This is a genomic window from Streptomyces sp. NPDC054834 (genome assembly GCF_053611185.1).
Genome location: NZ_JBSGZV010000008.1, coordinates 152,296 through 177,772, shown reverse-complemented (window position 1 = coordinate 177,772; position 25,477 = coordinate 152,296). Strand labels below are relative to the sequence as shown.

Here is a 25,477-nt window from a genome sequence, read left to right as displayed (position 1 = left end):
CTCCTCGCCGGAGCGGACGGGACGGTTCCGCACCGGAGAGGAGCGTGGCCCCCACCCACTCCCCCGTTGGTCCCAGAGATCCCCTCGGTGTTGTTGCGGGACGACCACCACCGAGAGGCTCCCCACCTTTCGATTCCTCGGGCGGGAAACCGCCCGCAGTCGCGCACTGACGGAGTACATCCATGGCTCGTCCAGCTCGACCCGCACGTCTCAGAACCCTCACCTGCCTCGCCGCGCTCACGGTGGCGCTCGCCGTGCCCGCCGCCGCGCGGGCCGCCACCCCATCGGACGCCACGGGGGCCCAGGCGTCCGCCGGCAGCACCACGCCCGTCGTGGCGGCCAAGCCCTACATGGGCTACAGCACCTGGAGCGTCGAATCCACCAACTTCCCCGGCTACGGCGGGGACTGGCTCACCGAGTCGCACGTCCTTCAGCAGGCCGACGTCCTGTCCGCCAAGCTGAAGTCCCACGGCTACGACTACGTGAACGTGGACGCCGGCTGGAACGACGCCAAGGGCGACGCCTACGCCCGGCCGACCGCGAACCCGACGAAGTTCCCGCACGGCATGAAGTACCTCGGGGACCAACTGCACCGCAAAGGGCTGAAGTTCGGCCTCTATCTGGCCGTGGGCCTCTACCAGGACGCCTACAACGACGGCAAGACGCCCATCTACGGCGCCCCCGGCTGCACCACCAAGGACATCGTCTATCCGGACCTGCGCAAGACCAGCGGCTGGGACAACGTCTCCTACCAGCTGAACTTCTCAAGCCCCTGCACCACCAAGTACATCCGGTCCGAGGCCGACGTACTGGCCTCCTGGGGCGTGGACTTCCTCAAGATCGACGGGGTCGGCCCCGGTTCGAACCAGGGCGACGAGGCGCACAACAACGTCCCCGACGTCAAGGCATGGCACACCGCGCTCCAGAACACCGGCCGTCCCATCCAGTTCGTCCTGTCCTGGTCGCTCAGCCACAAGAAGGCCGACGTCTGGAAGGCCAACTCCAACGGCTGGCGGATCGACACCGACGTCGAGTGCTACTGCGACACGCTGGTGACCTGGAACAACTCCGTGAAGGCGCGCTGGAACGACGTCGTGCAGTGGATCGACGACGCCGGCCCCGGACACTGGAACAACCTCGACTCCCTCGATGTGGGCGCCGGCGTCATGGACGGCATCAACAACGTCGAGCGGCAGAGCTACATGACGCTGTGGGCCATCGAGTCCGCCCCCCTGTACATCGGTGACGACCTCACCAAGCTCGACTCCTACGGATTGAAGCTGCTCACCAACGACGAGGTCCTCGCGGTCGACCAGGCGGGCAACCCGGCCAGGCCGGTCGACCAGAAGACCCCGCAGCAGGTCTGGTACGCCCGCAACGCCGACGGCAGTTACACCGTGGGCCTGTTCAACCTCGGCAAGGGCTACTCCGACGTGACCGCCGACTTCAGCGACCTCGGCATCAGCGGCAAGGCCGCGGTCCGCGACCTGTGGAGCCGCAAGAACCTCGGTTCGGTCGGCGGCCACTTCACCGCCAGCCTGGCGCCGCACGGCTCGCGTCTGCTGCGCATCACGCCGAGCAGCACCGGCACCCACCCGGGCGTCCCGCTCGCCGTCCACGGCACCGCGTCGACGGACACCAGCGTCTCGCTCGCCTGGGACGCGGTGAACTCCGGTACCAAGACCACCGGTTACGACGTCTACGCGGGCAGTTCGAAGGCGGCCACCGTCACCGGCACCTCCGCCACCCTGAACGGCCTCAAGGCCGGCACCGGCTACTCCTTCACCGTGGTCGCCCATGACGCCAGGGGCCGCAAGTCCGCCCCCAGCAAGGCGGTCGACGTCACCACACCGGCGGCCGGCGGGCCGGTCTCCTACGAGGCCGAGGCCTCCGGCAACACCCTCAGCGGCAACACCTCCGTCAACGACTGCACCGAGTGCTCGGGCGGTAAGAAGGTCGGCAACCTCGGCGGCGACGGATCGGTGGCGATCAACCACGTCACCGCGCCCCGGGACGGCACGTACCTGATGAAGCTCGACTACGTCGACGGTGACTCCAGCCGCACGATGGTCGTCACCGCGGGCGGCACGTCCTTCCAGGTGCCGCTGCCCGGCACCAACGACAACGACTGGGGCCACGCGCAGTCGATCACCGTGCCCGTGCCGCTGAAGGCCGGCGAGTACACGATCACCTTCGGCAACCCCTCGGACTACGCCGCCGACGTGGACCGGATCACCCTCTGACCCCCTGTCCGAACCCGACCAGCGTTCCACCCGTCTGACACCCGAGGAGAGTGCCGTGGTGGTCACATCACAGGGCAAGCCCACGACGCCGGCCACACCGCCGTCCGCCGCGGTGACCACCACGGCCACCGCCTCCGGCCCAACCCCCCACGTCCGTAAGAACCGTGCGGCCCGCAAGCCGGGCCGCTACACCCCGACCAGGTCCATGGCGGCCCGTCGCCACGACCTGCCGGTCGCACTCCTGCTGATCCTCCCCGCCGTCGCCGGATTCGCGGTCTTCTTCGCCTATCCGACGCTCCGCGGCATCTACCTCAGCTTCACCGACTTCCACGTCCTCACCCCGCCGAACTGGGTGGGACTGGCCAACTTCCACGAGTTGCTCGGCGACGACGTCTTCTGGCACTCCCTGCTCGTCACCGTCTACTTCGTCATCCTGTCCGTCCTCTTCGGCACCCTGGTCTCCCTGGTGACGGCCGTGGTGCTGCACCGGGTGACCCGCTCGTCGCTGCTGCGCGGCGTGATCCTGCTGCCGTTCCTGATCTCCAACGTCATCGCCGCCCTGGTCTGGCAGTGGATGCTCGACCCGTCCCTCGGTGTCATCAGCATCGTGCTCAAACACCTGACCGGCCACTCCATCCTCTTCTTCGGCAGCAGCGGCTGGGCCATCCCCTCCCTCGCCGCCATCAGCGTCTGGAAGTGGATGGGCTACTACGCCCTGCTGATCTTCGCCGGGCTCCAGACCATCCCGGCCACCATCTACGAGGCCGGCCGCGTGGACGGCGCCGGCGAGGTGCAGATGTTCCGCCGACTGACGGTGCCGCTGCTGCGTCCCATCCTGGTCATGGTGGTCGTCCTGACAGTGATCAACTCGTTCCAGGTGTTCGACATCGTGCAGGTCACCACCCAGGGCGGCCCCGCCAACGCCTCCAACGTGCTTCAGATGTACATCTACAGCAAGGCGTTCCGGCAGTTCGACTTCGGCTACGCCGCCACCATGTCGCTGGCCCTGTTCGCCCTGCTGATCACGGTCACCTTCACCCAGTTGCGGCTTGCCCGCGCCAACGAATCCGACCTGAGCTGAAGGAGGCCGTCATGGCAGTCACCCTCGCACCCGGCCGGGCGGCCACCGCACACCGCCGGCCCCGGAAGGACTCCCGCCGTGTCTCGCCCGGCAGGATCGTGGCCTGGATCTACCTCGGCGTCATCGTCCTGGTCACCCTCTTCCCCTTCTACTGGATCCTGCGCACCGCGCTGTCGAACAACTACAAACTGGCGACGAACCCTTCCGCGCCGCTGCCGGTGGGCTTCACCTGGGGCGCCTTCGAACGGGTCCTGGGCATCGCCTCCACCGCCGAGGCCCAGGCCCAGGGCGGCTCCGGCGCCACCATCGACATCGCGCTCTACCTGCGCAACTCACTGATCTACGCATCCGTGCAGACGGTGCTGATCGTCCTGTTCTCCGCGGCCGGCGCCTACGCGTTCTCCCGACTGCACTGGCGCGGCCGCAACCTGGTGTTCAACATCCTCATCACCGCGCTGATGGTGCCCACCGTCTTCACGCTGCTGCCCAACTTCGTCTTCGTCAAAGACCTCGGGCTGACGAACACCTTCGCCGGACTGATCCTGCCCGGAGCTCTCTTCCAGGCGTTCACACTGTTCTTCCTGCGGCAGTTCATGCTGGGCCTGAGCACCGAGGTCGAGGAGGCCGCCATCCTCGACGGCGCGGGCCCCCTGCGGATCTTCTTCCGGATCATCCTGCCGATGTCGTCCGCGCCCATCGCGACCGTGTCGCTGCTGATGTTCGTCAACGCCTGGAACGACTACTTCTGGCCGCTGCTGATCACCAACAGCCAGGACGTGCAGCCGCTCACCCTCGCGCTCGGTGTCTTCAAGCAGTCCTCACCGCAGGCCGCCCCCGACTGGGCCGGTCTGATGGCCGCCGCCCTGGTCGCCGCACTGCCGATGCTGCTGCTGTTCATCGTCTTCGGCAGGCGCATCGTCAACTCCATCGGCTTCTCCGGCCTCAAGTGACCGGCTTTACAGCACGATCGGAGGGCACAGCCATGCCTCCCAGCGACCTGGTGCTGAAGTGGCCCGCGCCCGCGGCCACCTGGGCCGAGGCCGCCCCCGTCGGCAACGGCCGGGTCGGCGCGATGGTCTTCGGCGGCCCCGGCCGGTCCCGTATCCAGATCAACGACTCCACCGTGTGGTCCGGCACCCCCGGCGGCCCGGCCGCCGCCCTCGCCGCGGTCCGCGCGGCGGGCGCCGGCCCGCAGCGGCTCGAAGAGGTCCGCGCCGCTCTCCGCGCCGGCGACCAGGACCGGGCCGAGGCACTGCTGATGACCTTCGAGGGGCCCTACAGCCAGGAGTACCTCCCCTACGCCGACCTGTACCTGACCGTGACCGGCGGAAAGGAGGCCGGCTACCACGGCAGGACCCTCAACCTCGACACCGCCGTGGCCGAGGACAGCTTCGGCCTCGGCACGGCCGCGGTCCACCGCCGGGTCTGGGCAGACGCCGTCACCGGCACCCTGTGCGCGACGCTGGACGTGGCCGACGGCGCCGTGGACCTGGCCGTCGATCTGTCCACCCCACTGCGCGAGGTCCACCGCTCGGCCACATCGAGCAGCCTCACCCTGGGGATGGAGATACCGGTGGACGGCGCGCCCGCCCACGAGCCCGGTGTCGCCGAACCCCTGCGCTACGCCGACGGTCCGCTCGACGGCTACGACCCCTTCGGCGCCCTCTCCCTCGCCCTGCACACCGACGGCGAGGTGAGCGTGGCCCACGGAAGCCTGCTCGTCGCCGACGCCTCCCACGTCCTGATCACCCTCGCCAGCTCCACCGACGCCGACCGCCACTGGCGCGGGGAGCGCACCGCGGACCGCGCCACCCACCTGTCCACCGCGAGCCACACCGCCGAGCGGGCCATCGTGCAGGGCGCCGACCGCCTGCTCGAGAACCACGAGGCCGACGTGCGCGGCCTGCTCGGCGGCACCTCCCTGCGCATCGGACCGCGCCGCTCCGGCACCTACGACGTGGCCCGCGACATCCTCGGCGGCAACGACGAACTCCTGACCGCCACCACGTTGTTCCAGCTCGGCCGCCTTCTCCTGGCCACCGCGTCCCGCCCGCACGCCGGCCCCCCGGCCAACCTCCAGGGCATCTGGAACGCCGACCTGCGCCCCGCCTGGTCGTCCAACTACACCATCAACATCAACACGCAGATGAACTACTGGGGCGCAGAAACGGCCGGTCTGAGTTCCTGCCACGAGCCCCTGTTCGACCTGCTCGACCGTGTGGCCACCCAAGGATCCCCGGTGGCACGGGAGTTGTACGGTGCCCGAGGCTGGGTGGCACACCACAACACCGACCCGTGGGGATGGGCGCTGCCGGTCGGCATGGGTCACGGCAACCCCTCGTGGGCGCTGTGGATGATGGGAGGCGCCTGGCTGTCCCAGCACTTGTGGGACCACTACGAGTTCACCCGCGACCTCGGTTTCCTGCGCGAGCGGGCGTGGCCGCTGCTCAGCGGCTGCGCCGAGTTCCTCCTCGACTGGCTCGTCGACGACGGCACGGGCTTCCTGGACACCCTGCCGTCCACCTCCCCCGAGAACCTCTTCCTCGTCGACGGCACTCCGAGGTCCCTGACCCGCTCCTCGGCGATGGACCTGGCACTGACCCGGGCAACCTTCGAACGGGCTCTCAGGGCAGTCGAGTTGCTGGGTCTGGACATGCCGCTCGCCGACGAGATACGCACCGCGCTGCCCCGCCTGCGCCCGCTGCGGATATCGGCGGAAGGCCGGTTGCAGGAGTGGGCCGAGGACCTGACCGAGGCCGACCCGCACCACCGTCATGTCTCCCACCTGGTCGCCGTACACCCCCTCGGTCTCATCGATCCCGGCACCACGCCCGAACTGGCCGATGCCGCACGGAAGTCGATGGACCGTCGAGGTCCCGGCGCCATGGGATGGTCGTGGGCCTGGAAGATCGCCCTGCGGGCACGGCTGCACGACGCCGCGTCGGCACGCTCACTCCTGCTGGAGGCCGCCCGGCCGCTCGACGGCGACTCCGCGGTCGACGCCCCCGTAGACGGCTCCCGGTGGGGCGGGCTGCTGCCCAACCTCTTCTCCACCCACCCGCCCTTCCAGATCGACGGCAACTACGGCTTCATGGCCGCCATCGCCGAGATGGTGCTCCAGAGCCACACCGGCACCCTGCACCTGCTGCCGGCCCTGCCCGCGCAGTGGCCGGACGGCGAGGCCACGGACCTGCGCTGCCGTGGCGGCCTCGCGGTCGACTTCACCTGGGCCGACGGCACCCCGACGAGGGTGACCGTGCGCAGGCTCGCCGGTGACGCCGAGGAGGCCGTCCGGATCCGTCACCACGACCGCGTGAGCGAGATACGTCTCCCGGTCGGCCACCAGGTCGAGCTCGACGCCGAGCTGCGGCCCCGAGGGGAGGCCGTGCCATGCTGACCGAGCAGGACGTCCCCGAGCTGTTCGCCTACCGCAGCGCCTACCGGGAGCCCGCCGACTTCGACGCCTTCTGGAAGGGCACGCTCGCCGAGACCCGCGCCCGGCAGGAGGCCGCGCTGGAGCTGACGGAGGTCGCCACCGGCTTGGAGACGGTCGACGTGTTCGACGCCGCCTTCCCCGGCTTCGGCGGCCACCCGGTCCACGGTTGGCTCCGGGTTCCCCGGCACCGGACCGGACCGCTGCCCGCCGTCGTCCAGTTCCACGGCTACGGCAGCGGGCGCGGCGCTCCCGTCGAGGATCTGCTGTGGGCGTCCGCCGGATACGCCCACCTGCTGGTGGACGCCCGTGGGCAGGGCGGCGCCTGGGCCGGCGGGGGCGCCACGCCCGACCCGGTCGGCAGCGGGCCCGCCCATCCCGGCTTCCTCACCCGCGGCATCGAGGACAAGGACACCTACGTCTACCGGCGGGTGTTCACCGACGCCGTACGCGCCGTCGAGGCCCTGCGCGGCCGCACCGACCTCGTCGACCCGGCCAGGGTCGCCGTCGTCGGTCCCAGCCAGGGCGGCGGCATCGCCCTCGCGGTCGCCGGACTGGTCCCGGGCCTGGGGGCCGCGCACTTCCAGGCGCCGTTCCTGTGCGACATCCGGCAGGCCACCCGCCTCGCCGACGCGGATCCCTACGCCGAGATCGTCGGCTATCTGGCCGCCCGCCGGGACCGGGTGGAGCAGACCTTCGACACCCTGAGCTACTTCGACGGGCTCGCTTTCGCCCGCCGTGCGACCGCCCCGGCCTGGTTCTCCGCCGGGCTGCGCGACGAGGTCTGCCCGCCGGTCACCGCCATCGCCGCGTACCACGCGTACGCCGGCCCCAAGGAACTGCGCCTGTGGGAGTTCAACGGCCACGACGCCGGCGGTCCCGAAGACCTGGCCATCGCTCTCAGCGCGTTCGGCGCGCTGCTCAAGACGTCGTCCCATCCGGCGGTGCTGCCGTCCCCCGCACCCACCGCGTCATCCCGAAAGAAGGAACGATGAGAAGAATCAAGGGAGTTCGAAAGACGGTGGCCCTGGGTGCCACGCTCACCCTGGCGGCGGTCCTCTCCGCCTGCAACGGCTCCTCCTCCGGCGGTGGTTCCTCCAAGGCCGTCAACTGGTGGACCTGGGACGACAAGCAGGCCGCCGCGTACAAGGTGTGCGCCACGGACTTCGAGAAGGCCAACCCCGGCGTCCAGGTGAAGATCACGCAGTACAACGTGAACGACTACTTCACCAAGCTGACCGCCGGGTTCGTGGCCGGCAACGCACCGGACGCCTTCCAGAACAGCGTCCAGTTCTTCCAGGCGTACGCCTCCCAGCACCAGTTGCTGGCGATGGACGACTTCATCGCCAAGGACAAGTTCGACCTGTCCCGGTTCTCGGTCGGCGTGGGCGCCTGGAAGTACACCGACGGCAAGCAGTACGCCCTGCCCCTGGACTGGGCGGCGACCGGCGTCTACTTCAACGAGGACGCCCTGAAGAAGGCCGGGTACACCGAGAAGGACGTCGACTCGCTGAACTGGAACCCCGACAACGGCGGCACGCTGGGCAAGATGATCGCCCACCTGACGATCGACACAAAGGGACGCCGCGGCGACGAGAAGGCCTTCGACAAGTCCCACGTCAAGACCTACGGGTACGGGCAGATCGCGTCCAAGGACTTCACCGGCCAGTTCACCTGGAGTCCGCTGGTGAACACCACGGGCTGGCGTCTGCCCGACAAGCCCACCTGGCCGACGGTGTTCAACTACAGCGACCCGCGGTTCGTGAAGACCATGGACTGGATCCGCTCCCTGACCGACAAGGGCTACGCGCCCAAGATCGGGCAGTTCACCGACAGCGTCAGTGACGTCGACCTGCTCTCCTCCGGCAAGGTCGCCATGGAGACCGCCGGTTCGTGGGAGGCCGCGACCTTCGTGAAGATCCCCGGCCTCAAGGTCGGCATCGCTCCCACCCCCTACGGCCCCGACGGCAAGACCCGGGCCGTGCTGAGCAACTCCAACGGGAACAACATCTGGGCCGGCACCAAGAACCCCGACCTGGCGTGGAAGTGGGTCTCGTACATGGGCAGCGAGGCCTGCCAGTCCAAGGCGTCGCTGACCGGCACCTTCTTCCCGTCGATCCCGGCCGCCATGGACGCCTCGGCCAAGGCGCTGGCCAAGACGGGCGTGAACCTGTCCGTCTTCACGGACATGATGAAGGACAAGGTCCTCTACCCGGCCCCCGTCTACGGCAACGGCGCCGCCCTCCAGGACACGCTTCAGCCCCTGTTCCAGGCCTACTTCGCCGGCCAGAAGAACAACTCCGTCTTCACCGAGATGCAGAATCAGAGCAAGCAACTGCTCGCCAAGAAGTGACCCTGCCCCTCCGCAACCCCAGCCCGGTCCGCCGGACGGGCCCGCCTGAACCGGGTCCGTCCGGCGGGCCGGGCGAAAGGAAAGGACTCTGCATGTCGGACACCACGGCGCGGATCCACATCCTGCGCGCGGCAGGCACCGCACTCGTCGTGGAGCTCACCGAGCCGGTGCCCAGAGTCCTGCACTGGGGGGCCGATCCGGGCGACCTGTCGCAGGACGCCCTGGCGGCGCTCGCCCTGACCGGCGAACCCGCCGTGCTCAACAACTCCATCGACATCCCGCGCCGGTTCACCGTCTGGCCCACCGAGGCGGACGGCTGGTCCGGCACACCGGCCCACGAGGGTCATCTGGCCGGCGCCTTCACCGCGCCCAGGCTGAGCCTGGCCGAGACCTCGTACCGCCCGCAGGCCGAGGGCGGGGAGCTGTCCCTGCGTCTCACCGACCCCGGAGCCGGCCTGGACATCACCGTCACCCACGTGCTGGAGCCCTCCGGGGTGCTGGGCGTGCGGACGACGGTCGGCCGCCGACCGGACGCCGACCCGGCACCGTACGACCTGGCGCAGGTCACGACGATGCTGCCGCTGCCCCGGCGGGCCGCGGAGATCCTGGACTTCACCGGCAAATGGAGCCGGGAACGCTCCCCCCAACGGCGCCCGCTGGGCTTCGGCACCCACAACCGGGAGGTTCGCCGGGGAAAGCCCGGCCTGGACTCGCCCTACCTCGTGACGGTCGGCGTGCCCGGGTTCGGCTTCCGTACCGGGGAGGTCTGGGCCGTGCACGTGGCCTGGAGCGGCGACCAGCGGTATCTGGTCGAGCAGTTGCCGGAGGGCGCCGGAGCCCACGCCGCGGTGCTGGGCGGCGGCGAACTGTTGCGGGCCGGGGAGATCCGGCTCCGTCCCGGCGAGTCCTACACCACGCCGGTGTGTCACTTCGGCTGGTCCGACCAGGGGCTCGACGGCCTCGCCGACCGCTTCCACGCCCTGCTGCGGGCCCGGCCCACCCACCCGCGCCGTCCCCGCCCGGTCATCCTCAACAGCTGGGAGGCGGTGTACTTCGACCACGACCTGGACCGGCTGCTGCGGCTGGCCGACAAGGCCGCCGAGGTCGGTGTCGAGCGCTTCGTGCTGGACGACGGCTGGTTTCGCGGGCGCCGCTCGGACGACGCCGGGCTGGGAGACTGGACCGTCGACCCCGTGGTGTGGCCCGAGGGGCTGACCCCGCTGGTGGACCATGTGCGGTCGCTGGGCATGGAGTTCGGGCTGTGGGTCGAACCGGAGATGGTCAACCTCGACTCCGATCTGGCCCGCGACCATCCCGACTGGGTGCTCGGCCCGGCCCGCGGGATCGGCCCGTCCGCCCGTCATCAGCACGTACTGGATCTGTCCAACCCCGATGCCTGGGACTACCTGCTGAACTCACTCGACGCCCTGGTGGACAAGTACGGCATCGCCTACCTCAAGTGGGACCACAACCGGGAACTCCACGAGACCGTGCACGGCACGACCGACCGCCCCGTGGCGCACGCACAGGTACGCGCCCTCTATCGCCTGATCGACGCCCTCAAGCAACGTCACCCCGCGCTCGAGATCGAGAGCTGCGCCGCCGGGGGCGGCCGGGTGGACCTGGGCATCCTGGCGCACACCGACCGGATATGGGCCTCGGACTGCAACGACCCGGTGGAGCGCCAGGCCATCCAGCGCTGGACCGCACAACTGCTGCCGCCCGAACTGATCGGCACCCACGTGGGCCCCGGCACCAGTCACACGACCGCCCGTGTCAGCTCCGACATGCTGCGGCTGACCACCGCCCTGTTCGGGCACGCCGGCATCGAGCAGGACCTCACCCGCTGTTCCTCCGAGGAACTCGCCCGGCTCACCGCCTGGACCGCGCTCCACCGCGAACTGCGTCCCCTGCTCCACGGCGGCCGTACCGTCCGCGCCGACCTCGCCGGCGAGTCGACGCTGCTGTACGGAGTCGTGGCCGAGGACCAGTCGGCGGCGCTCTACTGCTGGGCCCGGGTGGCCACCTCGCCCGAGGGCCAGTACGGGCGAGTACAGCTGCCCGGTCTCGCTCACGAGGCGACCTATCGGGTGCGGGTGCGCACCGAGCTGGGCCTGCCGTCCTTCCACCAGACATCCGGCCCCGCCTGGCTGTCCGCAGCGCTCGACGGCCGGCTGACCCTGCCCGGCTCGGTCCTCACGGTCGCAGGCCTGCCCATGCCGAATCTGAACCCCGAGCAGGCCCTGCTGCTCGAACTGCGACGCCGTGACACAACGGACCGGACCTGACGGGACCGTCCCCGTCCATGCGGCTCACCGCGGCGGCTCGGGCCAGATCAGCCGGAGTTCCCTGACTCTTCTCTTCTCGCGGAACATGAGCCAGGCGAGGGTCGACGGACAGGGGTCGGTGGTGCCGACGGGGTTGGTGAGATTCATTTCCCAGATGGTGATGTCGCGGCTGGCCACCACGTGCCGCAGGTTATGACGCACGCCCTTTTCCAGGGTCTGTCGCAGGACGGGGGTGGGATGGGTGTGTTCCCCGGGCGTGCTGAGCCGGCCGACGAGTTTGCTCTCCTTCGGCCACAACTCGGATATGTCCTGGGGCAGCGGGCCGCGCTCGGACGCCTCCAAGGTCGCCACGGCCTCGTGCCGGCTGTCCTCGGTGAGAACCGAGACGTCGTCGTGCGCGTGCGTGGCCGTCGACAGCAGTGCCTGAGCCATCTTTCCCTTGGCCTGGTTCAGGCGGCTGCGTACCGTGCCGACCGGTATCTCGCAGGCGGCGGCGATCTCCTGGTAGGACCTGATGCCGCTGAAGTGGCGGAGCATCGTGACCAGCCGGAGATGCGGGGGCAGCGCCTCCACCGCGTGCCAGATCCAGTCCCGCATCGCGTGCTGCTCGATGCACTGCTCCGGGTGCGACGCCCCCTGGTCGCGCAGGTGACGGCCGTCGAGACCGTCCAGGCCGGGCGTCTCCCGAGTGGCGCGCAGGCGCATGCGGGAGGTGTTGCGCACGATCGCCCGCAGCCACGCTCCCACGGCCGCTGGATCGCGTACATCGCCGATGCGCTGAAGCGCGGTCAGCGCGGCGTCCTGCACCGCGTCCTCCGCGTCGGGGCCGTAGCCGAGCAGGCTCAGCGCCACGGCCCGCATCGGTGCCTGATGGCGGGCCAGCAACAGCCCGAGGGCCGCAGTCTCACCGGACTGGGCCCTGCGGGTGAGTTCCTCATCCGTGGGAGGAACGGGGGACACCATGGTTGGAACGCCTCCGTGCCACGCATCGCGAACCGTGTGGGGGGACTCTCGCAGAGAGGAAGGTACGCCGGGGAGGACCCCGGCGTACCTTTGGGAAAACTATCCTCTAGGCGTCGTCGGCGCGTTCCGGCAGCCAGCTGCCGTGGAAGCCGGCCGGGACGGAATACGGCAGTTCCACCACTGCTTGGACGGAGAGTTCCGCGGCGTCGAGGACGAGCAGTTCCCCGGCCTCACCGTCGTCGTTCGAGATGAGCGACAGGAGCCAGCCCTCGTCCTCGCCGGTGCCGTCCGCCGCCGGTACGAAGACCGCCTCGCCGGCATGGCGGCTGCCGGGCGTCTCATGGACGTGACTGGTCCGGCGCGTGAGGTCGTGCTTGGCGATGCCGTCACCGGACACCGTGTACAGGTAGCGGTTCTCGCGCCCGGTGAGGGTCTCGTTGTGCGTGGGGAACTCGGCGGCGCGGTCGTCCAGTTCGCACTCGGTGACGCGGCCGATGGCCGGGTCCAGGGTCCAGCGGTGCAGGACGGCGGGTGCCTCGGAGTGGCCGGGCTCCAGCACGCCGGCCGGGCCGTTCGGGCCGTTGGGCCCGCCGATGTCGCCCCAGGCGTGCCGGAAGCCGAGGTGGTCGTAGCGCACCGCGTCCAGCACGATGCGTCCCTGTGTGTCCTCGTAGGCGTTGCCGACGTGGAAGACGTAGCAGGGGTCGATCTCGTACCAGCGCACATCGGTGCTGCCGGGCGTGCGGGACATGATGCCGAGCCGTGCGCCGTACCCTTCGTCCCACCCGTAGGGCATGCCGCCGTGTCCGGCCAGTCCGGGGGCGAACACGACGGGCAGGTCCATCCAGACGATGTGGTGCTCGGTGATGGCGAAGTCGTGCATCATCGTCGTGCCCGGCACCTCGATCGGCCGGCTGTCGAGCAGTCGTCCCTCGGCGGTGACCCGGTGGTAGGTGAGGTAGGGCGGGGCGAAACCGGTCCCGAACAGGTGTAGTTCGCCGGTGACCGGGTCCTCCTTGGGGTGGGCGGTCATCGACGTGGTCAGCCGTCCCTCGAAGTCGTACGGTCCGACCGTCTCCAGTGACGGGGTGACCCAGTAGGGAAGGCCGGCCTCGCACAGGGCCAGCACAAGGTCGGCGTGCCGGATCACGTGCGTGTTGGCGGGCGTCGCGGCCAGGTCGACGGTGAGGTCCTCGCGGATGAAGGGATGTCCCTCCAACTCCCTGGTGCGGACCCACCGGTTGCGGTACCACTCGGCGCGCCCGTCGCGCAGCCGGATGCCGTGGAGCATGCCGGGGCCGGTGAACCAGTGGCCCTTGTCCTCGCCGGGCAGCGGGTTGGGGCCGTTGCGCAGATAGCGGCCGTCCAGCTCCGGCGGAAGGGAGCCGCGCACGGTGAGACCGGACGCGCAGTGCTCCTCGGGGACCGGGGCGAAGCGGCCCCGGAGGTACAGGGGGAGAGTCGTCTCTTCGGTCATGGTGCTTTCCTTGCCCGGGTCGCTCACGCGGTGGCTCCCGAAGCGGCCTTCGTGACGAGCGCGGCGACCTCGCCGGGCTCGGACACGTACACGGCGTGGCTGCCGCCGGTCTCGGCCACCGTCGCGCCGGCCCGCTCGGCCATGGTGCGCTGGACCGGCGGCGGGATCATGCGGTCGTCGGTGGCGACCAGGTAGAAGCTCGGCTTGCTGCGCCAGGCGGGCCGGGTGACCGTCCCCTCCAGGGCCTCCATGCCCCAGGGCACCTGGGCGTCGGCCAGGAACTGGGCTTCGCCGACGGGCAGGTCCCCGGCGAAGGACGCGGCGAACTTCTCCTTGTCCAGGAAGAGGAACCCTTCGCTGGGGGGCAGGATCGGCGGGACGGGAGCGCCGGGCGCCGGGTTGGAGGTGAGGGTCAGAACGGACTCGCCCTTGTCGGGCGCGAACGCCGCGATGTACACGAGCGCGGTCACCTTGTCGTGGTTGCCCGCCTCGGAGATCACCGCGCCGCCGTAGGAGTGCCCGACCAGTACGGTCGGGCCGTCCTGGGCGTCGAGGACCAGCTTCGTCGCGGCGACGTCGCCTGCCAGCGAGAGGGTGGGATTCTGCACGACGGTGACGGTGTAGCCGTCCGCACGCAGCAGGTCGTAGACCCCCTTCCAGCCCGATCCGTCGACGAATCCGCCGTGGACGAGAACGACGTTCTTTGCTTCGGGGATGGTGTTCATGATGTGCCGGCTCCTTCGTACTGTGAGTCCTTGGCCGTGCGAGCTCGCGGAAGTCGCACAGGAGGGGGCAGGGCTACTGGGGTACGGACGTCAGGCCCTGGGCCTGCTGAAGGCGCCGCTGGGCCCGCTCGGGGTACACCTTCGTGAAGACGGCGGGGCCGGCCAGGCCCGCGACATGGGCTGCGATGCCCACCCAGACCGGGGCGTCCACCGCGCCTGCGACGGCCAGGCTGACGCCGATGAAGGTGAAGCCGGCGCCCCAGGCACTGGTGATGTGGTTGTTGACCCGGATGAACTCCGGCATGCCCCAGTACTCGCGGGGTGTCTGGCGCTTGGCGATGCCCAGCGTGAAGGGGCGACGGATCGCCAGGGTCCCCCAGGCCGTGACGGCCAGCCAGGCGAAGGAGAGGACGTCGGTGTGGTCCGCCAGGCCCGAGTGCGGGTCGGCGACGGCCACCGTGCCGACCACGACGAAGTACACGATGGTGCTGATCTCCAGGATCAGAGCGTCCAGGTCCACCCCGCGACGGCGGTCCTGCAACAGGAGCAGCAGCCCCGAGACGAGACCTCCTGTCGCGCCCCAGCGCCAGTCGAAGGACGACACGACGCCGGAGACGATCCAGGGGATGAATCCGCGCAGATAACCCATTGAGCATTCCTTGGTGAAGTGGAATGGGTGGCCGCGGAAACCTGATCCTCCGGAGCCGCCCAGTGACAGACTCCGACTAGATGCATGGCGATGACCGAAGTTCGCACCAAGGACCGTGACGCTCGTCACACACTTATCGAGCGGCGACGGCGACGGTTTCCCGTCGCCGCCTACGCCGATTCGCGCAGCAGCAGTTCAGCCCCGACCACCAGTTCGTCGCGACTGAGCGGACCGCTTCCGGTCAGCAGCCGGGCGGTCTGTTCGACGGCGAGCGCACCCAGCGCACGCGTGTCCAGAGCCACGGTGGACAGCGGCGGCTCGACGAGGGTTCCGAGCCGGAGGCCGTCGAAGCCGATCACGGCGAGGTCCCGGGGGACCTGCCGTCCGAGCCGGCGCGCGGCGCGCAGTGCTCCGATGGCGATGATGTCGTTGAACGCGAACACGGCGGTCACCTCGGGGTGGGCGGCGACGAGTTCCTCCAGTGCGTTCTCGCCGCCCTCGACGCTCTGGTCCGCACGGCTGACCGATCCGGCGTCGAGACCGCAGGCGGTCATCGCGCCGAGGAACCAGCTGTGGCGGATGCTCGGCTCGGACCGGGCCGCGTGATCGAGCATGCCGATGCGCCGGTGGCCCGACTCGACCAGATGTCTGATCGCGGCGTGCACGCCCGCTTCGCCGTCGATCCGGATCGCACTGAACCGCTCGGCGTGGTGCTCCCGGTCGATGAGCACCACGGGGAGCCCCCGGGTCAGCCTGTCGATCTCGTCCTCCGGCCGGCTCAGGTAACCCACCACGGCGTCCACCTGGGAGGCGATGACCTCGAGCGTGCCCCGCTCCTCCTCGATGCGATCACCGGTGTCGTACACGACGACGTGCCAGCCACGCGCCCGCGCCGCGTCCAGCGCGGCGGCGGCGACTTCGGTGAAGAACGGGTTGAGCAGATCGGGGATCACGAGCCCGACGCTGATCGTGTCCTGCCGGACGAGTCCCCTGGCGAACCGGCTCGGCCGGTAGCCCAGTTCGAGGGCGGCGTCGAGGACACGCTGCTTGGTGGAGGCGTCGATCTCGCCCTTGTCGTTGAGCGCCCGCGACACGGTTTGCCGGGACACTCCGGCGGCCCGGGCCACGTCCTCGATCGTCACCCTGCGAGGGCCGGTCACCGACGACGCCATCGCTCACCTCCACTTATGGGTGTGACTCCAGAGCCTTGACACTCGTCCGCGCCCAGGCGCAGACTCCGAATCACTTCGCTCCCGTGAGCGCTCACGTTACCGCTCACGGCCTCGTGTTCCAAGCCGCCCAGCATCCGCCGCAAGTCGTTTCCCGGGATCGGAAAACATGAGCAACACAGTCACGCGCACTCGCGTCGCAGCCCTCGCCGCGGCAACCGGTATCGCCGTACTCGCCGGGTGCTCCTCGCCCGCCTCGTCGGACAAGGCATCCGCACCGGCCTGCTCGCCCGCGAAGGGCAAGGTAACTCTCCAGTACTGGAACACCGTTCCCGGCATGGACAAGGTCGTCGCCCTGTGGAACAAGCAGAACCCGAACATCCAGGTGCAGACGAAGAACATCTCCAACGACCAGTACGGCATCCTCGGCAACGCCCTCAAGGCGGGGAAGGCACCGGACCTCGCGCAGGTCGGCTACGACGAGCTCCCCAACCTGCGCACCCAGAGCGCCTTCGTGAACGCCTCGGCCTGCTCGGCGGCCACCGCGGCCAAGTCGAAGTTCGTACCGTGGACCTGGTCGCAGACCAGCTTCGGCGACACCGGCGTGTTCGCCCTCCCGCAGGACACCGGCCCGATGGCCCTCTTCGTGCGCAGCGACATCTTCAAGAAGCACGGCATCGCGATCCCCAAGACCTGGGACGAGTACGCGGCGGCCGCGCAGAAGCTGCACAAGTCGGACTCCGGCCTCACCATCACCTTCTTCGACCCGAACAATGCCGAGTGGTTCAACGGGCTCCTCTGGCAGAACAGCGCCAAGATGTACGGCTACTCCGGCGACAAGTGGCACGTCACCGTCGAGTCGGAGCAGAGCAAGCAGGTCGCGGAGTACTGGCAGAAGCTGATCTCCGACAAGCTCGTGCGCACCGACCTGGCCAACGGTTCGACGCAGATGTACGCCGCGTACCAGAAGAACCAGATCGCCAGCTACGTCGGCGCCGCCTGGGGCTACAGCATGTTCCGCGACAACCTCCCCAAGCAGGCCGGCAAGTGGACGGTCGTCCCGATGCCGACGTGGGGCGCGAACGGTGCGTCCGGTGACTGGGGCGGATCGACCGTCGCGTTCATGAAGGGCAGCAAGCACCTGTACGAGTCGGTGAAGTTCAACACCTGGCTGAACACCGACCCGGAGGCGCTGAAGATGGAGAACGAGCTGGGCGGGCTCTACCCGGCCGCCAACGCCGGCCTGGAACTTCCCGCGCTGAAGCAGGGCGTTCCGTACTACGACAACGAGAAGATCTTCGACGTCTTCGCCGACTCGTCCAAGAAGATAGACACCGACTTCGCCTGGGGCCCCACCCAGAAGACGGTGAACCTGGCGCTCCAGGACGCGATGGCCAAGGCGGCCGCCGGCGACGGCACGCTCGACGACGCGCTCTCGAAGGCCCAGGCGACCGCGCGGAAGTCCATGAAGGACCAGGCGATCCCGGCCGCGGCGGGCAAGTGACCGCAGCATGACCGACATCACGACCCGCGCGACCCGCGCCACCCGTGTGGTGGAGTCGCCCCGCGGCCGCCGCCGTCTCGACGGCGGCGGCCCCCGCGCGGCCACCGTCCTCGCGTTCCTCACCCCGTTCTGCCTCCCGTTCGCGCTGTTCTACCTGGCGCCGGTCGGCTACGCGCTCTGGCAGAGCTTCCGCGTCGTACGCCGCACCGGAGGCCAGTACGGGACGTCGTACACGACCTTCGGCGGTTTCGAGCAGTACGTGCAGGTGTTCCAGAACAGCGAGTTCTGGGCCAGCATCGGGCGCATCGGGCTGTTCGGCATCGTGCAGGTACCGGTCATGTTGTTCGTCGCCCTGATCATGGCGCTGCTGCTGGACACTCCCCTGCTGAAGATCAAGGGCTTCTTCCGCATCACCGCGTTCATGCCGTACGCGGTACCCGGTGTCATCGCCGCGATCATGTGGTCGTACCTCTACTCGCCGCAACTCAGCCCCGTCGTCGACCTGTTGACCGGCCTCGGCCTCAAGCCCGACTTCCTCGGCCCGGGCGCGGTGCTGTGGTCGGCCGCGAACGTCTCCACCTGGCTGTGGACCGGCTACAACATGCTGATCATGTTCTCGGCGCTCCAGTCGATCCCACAGGAGCTGTACGAGGCCGCGAAGATCGACGGCGCGAACAACTGGACGATCGCCTGGCGGGTCAAGGTCCCGATCATCGCCCCGTCGATCGTCCTGACCACGGTGTTCTCGATCATCGGCACACTTCAGCTGTACGCCGAACCGGCCGTGCTGCGTCAGATCTCCTCGAACATCTCCAGCACGTTCACCCCGAACATGCTGGCGTACACGGTGGCCTCCGGGAACAACTACCAGCAGGCCGCGGCCATTTCCGTGGTCATCGCCGTCATCACCTTCGTCTTGAGCTTCGGGTTCATGCGACTGACCTCGAAGAAGGCCGGACTGTGAGCAACCCATCCGTCATCCGTGAAAGCAAGGGCAGCCGTACGGCCGCCACGGCCCTGATGCTTCTGCTGGCCGTCTACTTCCTGCTGCCGGTCTACTTCCTGGTCGTCGCGGCGACGAAGCCGCAGGGCGACCTCGCCGCCACCAACGGGCTGGTGTTCTCGCACTTCAACCTGTTCGAGAACCTGCGCGTCCTGTTCACCCGCAGCGACGGCATTTTCGGGCGGTGGGCGCTGAACACGGTGATCTACGCGGTGCTCGGCGCAGCCGTGGGGACCCTGGTGTCCGCGCTGTGCGGCTACGCCCTCGCCAAGTTCCGGTTCCGCGGCCGCGAGTTCCTGTTCTCCGTGATCCTCGGCGGTGTCCTCGTGCCCACCACCGCGCTCGCCCTGCCGCTGTTCCTGCTGTTCTCGGCGACCGGGCTCGTCAACACCTACCTCGCGGTCTTCCTGCCCAGCATCGTCAGCCCGTTCGGTGTCTACCTCGCGCGCATCTTCGCCAACGCCGCCGTCCCACAGGAACTGATCGAGTCGGCGCGGCTGGACGGTGCGGGCGAATTCCGCACGTTCTTCTCGGTGGCCTTCAAGCTGATGACGCCGGCCCTGGTGACCATCTTCCTGTTCCAGTTCGTGACCATCTGGAACAACTTCTTCCTGCCGATGGTGATGCTTCAGAAGGAGTCGCTGTTCCCGATCACACTCGGCCTGTACGAGTGGAACGGCCAGACCGCCCGGGCCCCGTTGCTCCAGGAGTCCGTGATCACCGGCTCCCTGGTGTCGATCGTTCCCGTGATCATCGTGTTCGTCCTCCTCCAGCGGTTCTGGCGGACCGGGCTCGCCGCCGGCTCCCTCAAGTGACCCCGCACAGAAGGCGTCTTGCGTCATGACCGACTCCGCCGTGTTCGTACCCCACTTCCACTGGGACCGGGAGTGGTACGAGCCGTTCCAGGTCTTCCGGCACCGGCTGGTCACCGCCCTGGACACCGTGCTGGAGACGGCCGAGGCGAACCCTGACTTCCGGTTCACCGTCGACGGGCAGATGGCCGCGGTCGAGGACTACCTGGAGATGCGACCCGAGAACCGCGACCGTGTCGCGTCCCTGGTCCGGGAGGGCCGGCTCGCCATCGGGCCGTGGCTGATCCTGCTCGACGAGTTCCTCTGCTCCGGTGAGACCATCGTGCGCAACCTCCAGATGGGGTGGGCGGCCGCGGAGAGTCTCGGCGGCGCGATGCCCATCGGTTATCTGCCGGACATGTTCGGCCACATCGCGCAGATGCCGCAGATCCTGGCGCGCGCCGGGATCGAGCATGCGGCGCTGTGGCGCGGTGTGCCCGGTTCCGTCGGCGGTCACGCCTTCCGCTGGCGCGCGCCCGACGGCTCCGAGGTGCGCACCGAGTTCCTCTTCGACGGTTACGACAACGGCCTCGACGTCCTGCTGGTGCCCGACCGGATCCGGCGTGCACTCGGCGAGTACGCCGAGTCGACCGCTGACCGGTGGGGCGGTGACCCGGTCCTCGCCATGGCCGGCACAGACCACAACGCGCCCGATCCACGGCTGGCGGCCTGGCTGAGGAAAGCCTCCAGCGAGGAGCGGCCCATCACCATCGCCACACTCGACGAGTACATCCGGGGGCAGGTGCGGGACGAGGTGACCGCGGTCGTCACCGGTGAACTGCGCAGCCATGTGCGGGGGAACATCCTGCCGGGCGTACTGTCCGTGCGGCTCGGGCTCAAGCAGCGGATGGCCGTCGCCGAGCGCACCGTCGACCACGCCGAGCGCATGAACGCCCTGTGGTCCCGGCGCGACGACTCGAACTTCCTCTCCCTCGCCTGGCACAAGATCATCGAGTCGACCGCCCATGACTCGGTGGTCGGCTCCGGCACCGACGAGACCTGCGACCAGGTCGCGGCACGCCTCGCCGAAGCCGCGCAGACCGCCCGCGCCGTCCGGGACTCGGCCCTCGCCGAGCCCGCCGCCCTGGTGCCCAGCGACGGACACCTCGTCGCCAACCCGCTGCCGTCACCTCGTACGGCGCTCGTCGAGGTGGACGTCGTGGCCCCGCCGGAGGGGGGCGCGCTGATCGCGACCACCGCCGACGGGTCGGCGCAGCCCGTGCAACTGGTCTCCCAGGCCCCGACCGTCCTCAGCGACGAGCGGCTGGACGCCACGCAGCTCGAACGGGTGCTGCGCCGTATCCATCGCCGAGAGCTGTTCGGCCTGCTGATCGACCGCTACGAGCTGACGCCGAACTCGCTAGTCTTCCACCTCGCCGAGGTGCCGGCCGGCGGCCCCGTCGACCTGATGACCCTGCGCGGCGAGTGCGCCGCCGCGGCGGCGGCACATCCGGGGGAATGGCGGGTGCGGACGCTGGCGGAAGCCCGGGCCACCGCACTGGTGCCCGTGCCCGTCCCCGCCTCCGGGCTGGCCGCCTTCCGGGTCGAGGCGAGCGACCGGCCCGCCGCCCCGGCACCGCGGCTCGCTCCGGCGACTGCGACGGCCGGCACGCTGTCCAACGGACTGGTCACGGTAGCCGTCGCCGCCGACGGCACCCTGGACGTGACCGGGGCCGACGGTACCCTCCTGTCGGGCGTCGGCCGCCTTGTTGACGGCGGTGACCGCGGCGACAGCTACAACTACGCTCCGCCGGCCCAGGACGTGCTCGTGTCCGAGCCGGCCCAGGTCGGCGTCGAAGTCCTCGAACACGGTCCGCTGCGTTCCCGGTTGCGCGTCACCCGCGTCTACGACTGGCCCGAGGCGCTCTCCCCCGGCGACCGCGACCGGCGCAGCGGCCGTACCGTCCCGACGCCGGTGCAGATGCTGGTGGAAGTGCGGGCGGGTGAGCCGTTCGTGCGGGTCTCCACCGCGTTCCTGAACCAGAGCGCCGACCACCGGCTGCGGTTCCACGTGCCGCTGCCCCGGCCCGTCACCGCATCCGCGTCGGCCGGGCAGTTCGCCGTCACCGAGCGCGGCCTGACCGCCGAGGGCGGCTGGGGCGAGTACCCGATCCCGACCTTCCCCGCGAGTTCCTTCGTGTCGGCGGGCCCCGCCACCGTCCTGCTCGACCACTCCGTCGAGTACGAACTCGTCGACGGCGGCTCCGCACTCGCCCTAACCCTGCTGCGCGCCGTCGGCTCGATCAGCGTCAACATCCACCCCCTGCGCGACGAACCGGCGGCCGGCGAGATCCCTGCTCCGGGCGCACAGGACCTGGGCATGCGCATCGAGAACCGGTTCGCCGTCCTGCCCTGGGCGGCCGGCTGGCAGGACGCGAACGCGGTCGCCCTCGCCGAGGAGTTCCGGGGCGACGTACTCGTCGCCCGCGGTACCGCGCCCGGCGGCGGCCACCTCCCCCCGGACGCGACCGGTGTGCGGGCCGACGGCCGGAACGTCCACGTGTCGAGCATCCGCCGCGTCACCGACGACGAGCGAGGGCCCGGTACCGAGGTCCGGCTGGTCGCGATGAGCGGCACCGCGTCGGCCGTCCGCGTGACCGGCGGCTTCACCGAGGCAACCACGGTCGACCTGCTCGGCCGGCCGCTCTCCCCAGTGCCGGTGCGGGACGGGTTCGAACTCGTCCTCGATCCCTGGGAGATCCGCACCGTCGTTCTCCGCTAGCCGACAACACGCCCCGTCACCAGGAAAGTTGTGATTCCTTGTCCTCCGAGCTCTCCGCGCACGTGTCGGACACCGCACCTTGGCGTGGCGCGCTGCGCCCGGCGCGCTCGTGGCTGCACTCCGACGCCCCCTCCCTTTCGCTGAACGGGCCTTGGCGTTTCCGTCTGTCGCCCACGGCGTCGGTGGCGGAGGATTTCGCGGCCGAGGACTTCGACGACCACGGCTGGGACGGCATCCCGGTGCCCTCGCACTGGGTGCTCCAGGGCGACGGAGCCTACGGCCGGCCGATCTACACGAACATCCAGTTCCCGTTCCCGATCGACCCGCCCCACGTCCCGGACGAGAACCCCACCGGCGACTACCGCCGCCACTTCGGCCTCCCCGCCGGCTGGTCGGACGCCGACCGTGTCCTGCTGCGGTTCGACGGAGTCGAGTCGCTCTTCCGGGTGTGGGTGAACGGCGTCGAGATCGGCAGCGCCAGTGGCAGCCGGCTGGCCCACGAGTTCGATGTGACATCCGCGGTACGCCCGGGTGACAACGTCGTCGCCGTGCGAGTGCACCAGTGGTCGGCCGCCAGCTACCTGGAGGACCAGGACCAGTGGTGGCTGCCGGGCATCTTCCGGGACGTCACGTTGCTCGCCCGGCCGGCCGGGGGCATCGAGGACGTCTGGCTGCGCACCGGTTACGACGACGGGAACGGCCGTATCGGCCCGGAGGTCACCGCCGACCCGACGGCGTTCCCCGTCACCCTGCGCATCCCCGAACTCGGCGTCGAACACCTCTGGGCCACAGCGGCCGACGTGGCACCACTCGATGTCGCCGGCGTGGAGCCCTGGTCGGCCGAGCGGCCACGCCTGTACGACGCCACCGTGTCCTCGGCCGCGGAGAGCATCGCTCTGCGGGTGGGTTTCCGTACGGTCGAGATCCGCGGCGACCAGTTCCTGGTCAACGGGCGCCGCGTCGTGTTCCACGGGGTGAACCGTCACGAGACCCATCCCGAGCGCGGCCGTGTCTTCGACGAGGAGCACGCCCGCGAGGACCTGGCCCTCATGAAGCGGTTCAACGTCAACGCCATCCGCACCAGCCACTACCCACCGCATCCACGGCTGCTCGACCTCGCCGACGAACTCGGTTTCTGGGTCGTCCTCGAATGCGATCTGGAGACGCACGGCTTCGACAAGGTCGACTGGGTCGGCAATCCGAGCGACGACCCGGCATGGCGCGGAGCCTGTCTGGACCGCATCCAGCGCACCGTCGAGCGGGACAAGAACCATCCCAGCATCGTGATCTGGTCTCTCGGCAACGAGGCGGGAACCGGCGGCAACCTCGCCGCCATGGCGGCATGGGTCCATGCCCGCGACACCGAACGCCCCGTGCACTACGAAGGGGACCACACCGGCGAGTACACCGACATCTACTCGCGCATGTACGCGTCGGTGCCGGAGACCGAGCAGATCGGCACCGACGGTTCGCGCTCGCCGCTGCTCGACTGCACTCCCGCGCAGGGCGCCCGGCAGCGCACCAAACCGTTCCTGCTCTGCGAGTACGCCCATGCGATGGGCAACGGGCCGGGAGCGTTCGACCAGTACGAGGCACTGGTGCACGAGCATCCGCGGCTGCACGGCGGCTTCGTCTGGGAGTGGCGGGATCACGGCATCCTGGCCGCGGCCCCGGACGGGACGCCGTACTACGCCTACGGCGGCGACTTCGGAGAGGTCGTGCACGACGGCAACTTCGTGATGGACGGCATGCTGTTGAGCAACGACGTGCCGACACCCAGCCTCCACGAGTACAAGGCGGTCGTACAGCCGGTCCGCTTCACCTTCGACGGCGGCCACGTCGCGATCACGAACCTGCGGCACTCGGCCGACACATCGGACCTGCGCTTCCGCTGGCGCGTCGAGCACGACGGGACGCTCGTGGATTCCGGCGACCTGGAGGTTCCCGTCGTCGCGGCGGGAGAGTCGGGGCGGGTGTCTCTGCCACGGATCACGGTGTCCCCGGACGCCGAGACTTGGCTCACGGTCGACGCGGTGCTCGTTGCGGGGACCGCTTGGGCACCCGAAGGGCATGTGGTCGCAACCGCCCAGCTGGACCGCTCGGTTCGTCGCCCTGTCTCTGCTGTCCCGCCCCGGACCGCCTGGCGGCCGAGCGGGGAAACGCTGACGCTCGGCATCGCCGAGTTCGTCGACGGATCCCTCGTCCGCCTCGCCGGGCGCACCGTGACAGGCCCTCGGCTGGAACTGTTCCGCGCGCCGACGGACAACGACGAAAGCCCCTCCGACGGAGTCGAGGAGAGCGCCGCCAGTGTCGCCGGGGTGTCCAATGCCGACCTGTGGCGGCGGGACGGTCTGCACCGGCTGACCACGCGACGCATATCCGTGGAACGCGCCCCGGACGCACTGCGCGTCCTCGACAAGGTCTCCGCGGCGAACTCCGCCTTGTCGGTGATGGTGGAGTCCGTCTGGTCACTGGAGGACGGCGAACTGGAGCTGCGTGTGGAGATCGAGCCTTCGCGCGGCTGGCGGACGGTGTGGCCGCGGATCGGGGTTCGCTTCGACCTGCCCGATGGCACGGCCCCCGTCGACGGTGCCGAGTGGTTCGGACTGGGCCCGCTCGAGTCCTACCCCGACAGTCTCCGCGCGGCACGCACAGGGCGTTTCTCCTCCACCATCCATGACCTCTCGGCCGGCTACGCGCGCCCCCAGGAAACCGGGCACCGCTCCCGACTGCGCCAACTGACGCTGACGAGTGACGGCAACGAGGCACTGCGCATCACGGCCGTCCCCGACACGTACGGGCGCCGCCCCGGCTTCACGCTCAGCCGTCACACGCCCCAGCAGATCGACCGGGCCGCACACCCCTTCGAGCTTCCCGCTTCGACGACCAGTCACCTGATCATCGATGCGGCCCAGCACGGGCTCGGCTCACGGGCCTGCGGACCGGATGTGTGGCCCGAGTTCGCGCTGCGCCCCGAATCCCGCACGATCAGGCTTCGCATAGCCGGGGGCTGATT

General features: G+C 69.7%; 17 protein-coding genes. 12 read left to right on the top strand and 5 right to left on the bottom strand.

The window, feature by feature from the left end; translation table 11 throughout:
• Nucleotides 1-182 precede the first annotated feature (182 nt).
• The 7 genes from ACWGJM_RS13980 (at nt 183) to ACWGJM_RS13950 (ending at nt 11,398) form a co-directional block, all read left to right on the top strand.
• Complete coding sequence (locus ACWGJM_RS13980) at nt 183-2,243, top strand: fibronectin type III domain-containing protein (RefSeq protein ID WP_453411909.1); 2,061 nt, start codon at nt 183-185, stop codon at nt 2,241-2,243.
• Nucleotides 2,244-2,298: 55 nt separating this feature from the next.
• Entirely contained in the window at nt 2,299-3,324 is a 1,026-nt protein-coding gene (locus ACWGJM_RS13975; RefSeq protein WP_453411908.1) for a carbohydrate ABC transporter permease, read from the top strand.
• An 11-nt stretch (nt 3,325-3,335) separates the two neighbouring features.
• Nucleotides 3,336-4,274, top strand: coding sequence for a carbohydrate ABC transporter permease (locus ACWGJM_RS13970; RefSeq protein ID WP_453411907.1), 939 nt, complete (start codon nt 3,336-3,338; stop codon nt 4,272-4,274).
• Between the two features lie 32 nt (nt 4,275-4,306).
• Nucleotides 4,307-6,721, top strand: a complete 2,415-nt coding sequence (locus ACWGJM_RS13965) for a glycosyl hydrolase family 95 catalytic domain-containing protein (RefSeq protein ID WP_453411906.1) — start codon at nt 4,307-4,309, stop codon at nt 6,719-6,721.
• Entirely contained in the window at nt 6,715-7,752 is a 1,038-nt protein-coding gene (locus tag ACWGJM_RS13960; protein WP_453411905.1) for an acetylxylan esterase, read from the top strand. The genes ACWGJM_RS13965 and ACWGJM_RS13960 overlap by 7 nt, the downstream gene beginning before the upstream one ends.
• The gene (locus ACWGJM_RS13955) at nt 7,749-9,110 is read left to right on the top strand and encodes an ABC transporter substrate-binding protein (RefSeq protein ID WP_453411904.1); all 1,362 of its coding nucleotides are present in this window, start codon (nt 7,749-7,751) and stop codon (nt 9,108-9,110) included. The genes ACWGJM_RS13960 and ACWGJM_RS13955 overlap by 4 nt, the downstream gene beginning before the upstream one ends.
• 92 nt (nt 9,111-9,202) lie before the next feature.
• Nucleotides 9,203-11,398, top strand: coding sequence for an alpha-galactosidase (locus ACWGJM_RS13950; protein WP_453411903.1), 2,196 nt, complete (start codon nt 9,203-9,205; stop codon nt 11,396-11,398).
• A gap of 24 nt (nt 11,399-11,422) precedes the next feature.
• Here ACWGJM_RS13950 and ACWGJM_RS13945 read toward each other — a convergent pair whose 3' ends face one another.
• From ACWGJM_RS13945 to ACWGJM_RS13925, 5 genes are all read right to left on the bottom strand, one after another.
• Nucleotides 11,423-12,361, bottom strand: a complete 939-nt coding sequence (locus ACWGJM_RS13945) for an RNA polymerase sigma factor (RefSeq protein WP_453411902.1) — start codon at nt 12,359-12,361, stop codon at nt 11,423-11,425.
• Nucleotides 12,362-12,467: 106 nt separating this feature from the next.
• Complete coding sequence (locus tag ACWGJM_RS13940) at nt 12,468-13,838, bottom strand: carotenoid oxygenase family protein (protein WP_453411901.1); 1,371 nt, start codon at nt 13,836-13,838, stop codon at nt 12,468-12,470.
• Between the two features lie 23 nt (nt 13,839-13,861).
• Nucleotides 13,862-14,563 (bottom strand): alpha/beta hydrolase, encoded by a 702-nt coding sequence (locus ACWGJM_RS13935; RefSeq protein WP_453411900.1) that lies wholly within the window; start codon nt 14,561-14,563, stop codon nt 13,862-13,864.
• A gap of 73 nt (nt 14,564-14,636) precedes the next feature.
• Nucleotides 14,637-15,212 (bottom strand): hypothetical protein, encoded by a 576-nt coding sequence (locus ACWGJM_RS13930; RefSeq protein WP_453411899.1) that lies wholly within the window; start codon nt 15,210-15,212, stop codon nt 14,637-14,639.
• Nucleotides 15,213-15,382: 170 nt separating this feature from the next.
• On the bottom strand, nt 15,383-16,384 hold the full coding sequence (locus ACWGJM_RS13925) for a LacI family DNA-binding transcriptional regulator (protein ID WP_453411898.1): 1,002 nt from the start codon (nt 16,382-16,384) through the stop codon (nt 15,383-15,385).
• A 166-nt stretch (nt 16,385-16,550) separates the two neighbouring features.
• Between ACWGJM_RS13925 and ACWGJM_RS13920 the strand changes: the two genes are divergently transcribed.
• Genes ACWGJM_RS13920 through ACWGJM_RS13900 form a run of 5 tightly spaced genes read left to right on the top strand, consistent with a single transcriptional unit; the run spans nt 16,551 to nt 25,475 of the window.
• On the top strand, nt 16,551-17,885 hold the full coding sequence (locus tag ACWGJM_RS13920) for an ABC transporter substrate-binding protein (protein WP_453411897.1): 1,335 nt from the start codon (nt 16,551-16,553) through the stop codon (nt 17,883-17,885).
• 16 nt (nt 17,886-17,901) lie between these two features.
• Nucleotides 17,902-18,849 carry a carbohydrate ABC transporter permease gene (locus ACWGJM_RS13915; RefSeq protein ID WP_453412008.1) on the top strand — a complete coding sequence of 316 codons (948 nt, stop codon included), beginning with the start codon at nt 17,902-17,904 and terminating at the stop codon, nt 18,847-18,849.
• Nucleotides 18,846-19,703 carry a carbohydrate ABC transporter permease gene (locus tag ACWGJM_RS13910; RefSeq protein ID WP_453411896.1) on the top strand — a complete coding sequence of 286 codons (858 nt, stop codon included), beginning with the start codon at nt 18,846-18,848 and terminating at the stop codon, nt 19,701-19,703. Before ACWGJM_RS13915 ends, ACWGJM_RS13910 begins: the two co-directional genes overlap by 4 nt.
• A gap of 25 nt (nt 19,704-19,728) precedes the next feature.
• On the top strand, nt 19,729-22,461 hold the full coding sequence (locus tag ACWGJM_RS13905) for a glycoside hydrolase family 38 N-terminal domain-containing protein (RefSeq protein ID WP_453411895.1): 2,733 nt from the start codon (nt 19,729-19,731) through the stop codon (nt 22,459-22,461).
• Nucleotides 22,462-22,499: 38 nt separating this feature from the next.
• Complete coding sequence (locus tag ACWGJM_RS13900) at nt 22,500-25,475, top strand: glycoside hydrolase family 2 TIM barrel-domain containing protein (protein WP_453411894.1); 2,976 nt, start codon at nt 22,500-22,502, stop codon at nt 25,473-25,475.
• The last annotated feature ends 2 nt before the right edge of the window (nt 25,476-25,477 follow it).

What these genes read in the sequence shown, in the direction of transcription:
- ACWGJM_RS13980 (WP_453411909.1), top strand. Translation starts at nt 183, where the DNA reads ATGGCTCGTCCAGCTCGACCCGCACGTCTCAGAACCCTCACCTGCCTC.
- ACWGJM_RS13970 (WP_453411907.1), top strand. Translation starts at nt 3,336, where the DNA reads ATGGCAGTCACCCTCGCACCCGGCCGGGCGGCCACCGCACACCGCCGG.
- ACWGJM_RS13965 (WP_453411906.1), top strand. Translation starts at nt 4,307, where the DNA reads ATGCCTCCCAGCGACCTGGTGCTGAAGTGGCCCGCGCCCGCGGCCACC.
- ACWGJM_RS13960 (WP_453411905.1), top strand. Translation starts at nt 6,715, where the DNA reads ATGCTGACCGAGCAGGACGTCCCCGAGCTGTTCGCCTACCGCAGCGCC.
- ACWGJM_RS13955 (WP_453411904.1), top strand. Translation starts at nt 7,749, where the DNA reads ATGAGAAGAATCAAGGGAGTTCGAAAGACGGTGGCCCTGGGTGCCACG.
- ACWGJM_RS13950 (WP_453411903.1), top strand. Translation starts at nt 9,203, where the DNA reads ATGTCGGACACCACGGCGCGGATCCACATCCTGCGCGCGGCAGGCACC.
- ACWGJM_RS13945 (WP_453411902.1), bottom strand. Translation starts at nt 12,361, where the DNA reads ATGGTGTCCCCCGTTCCTCCCACGGATGAGGAACTCACCCGCAGGGCC.
- ACWGJM_RS13940 (WP_453411901.1), bottom strand. Translation starts at nt 13,838, where the DNA reads ATGACCGAAGAGACGACTCTCCCCCTGTACCTCCGGGGCCGCTTCGCC.
- ACWGJM_RS13935 (WP_453411900.1), bottom strand. Translation starts at nt 14,563, where the DNA reads ATGAACACCATCCCCGAAGCAAAGAACGTCGTTCTCGTCCACGGCGGA.
- ACWGJM_RS13930 (WP_453411899.1), bottom strand. Translation starts at nt 15,212, where the DNA reads ATGGGTTATCTGCGCGGATTCATCCCCTGGATCGTCTCCGGCGTCGTG.
- ACWGJM_RS13925 (WP_453411898.1), bottom strand. Translation starts at nt 16,384, where the DNA reads ATGGCGTCGTCGGTGACCGGCCCTCGCAGGGTGACGATCGAGGACGTG.
- ACWGJM_RS13920 (WP_453411897.1), top strand. Translation starts at nt 16,551, where the DNA reads ATGAGCAACACAGTCACGCGCACTCGCGTCGCAGCCCTCGCCGCGGCA.
- ACWGJM_RS13905 (WP_453411895.1), top strand. Translation starts at nt 19,729, where the DNA reads ATGACCGACTCCGCCGTGTTCGTACCCCACTTCCACTGGGACCGGGAG.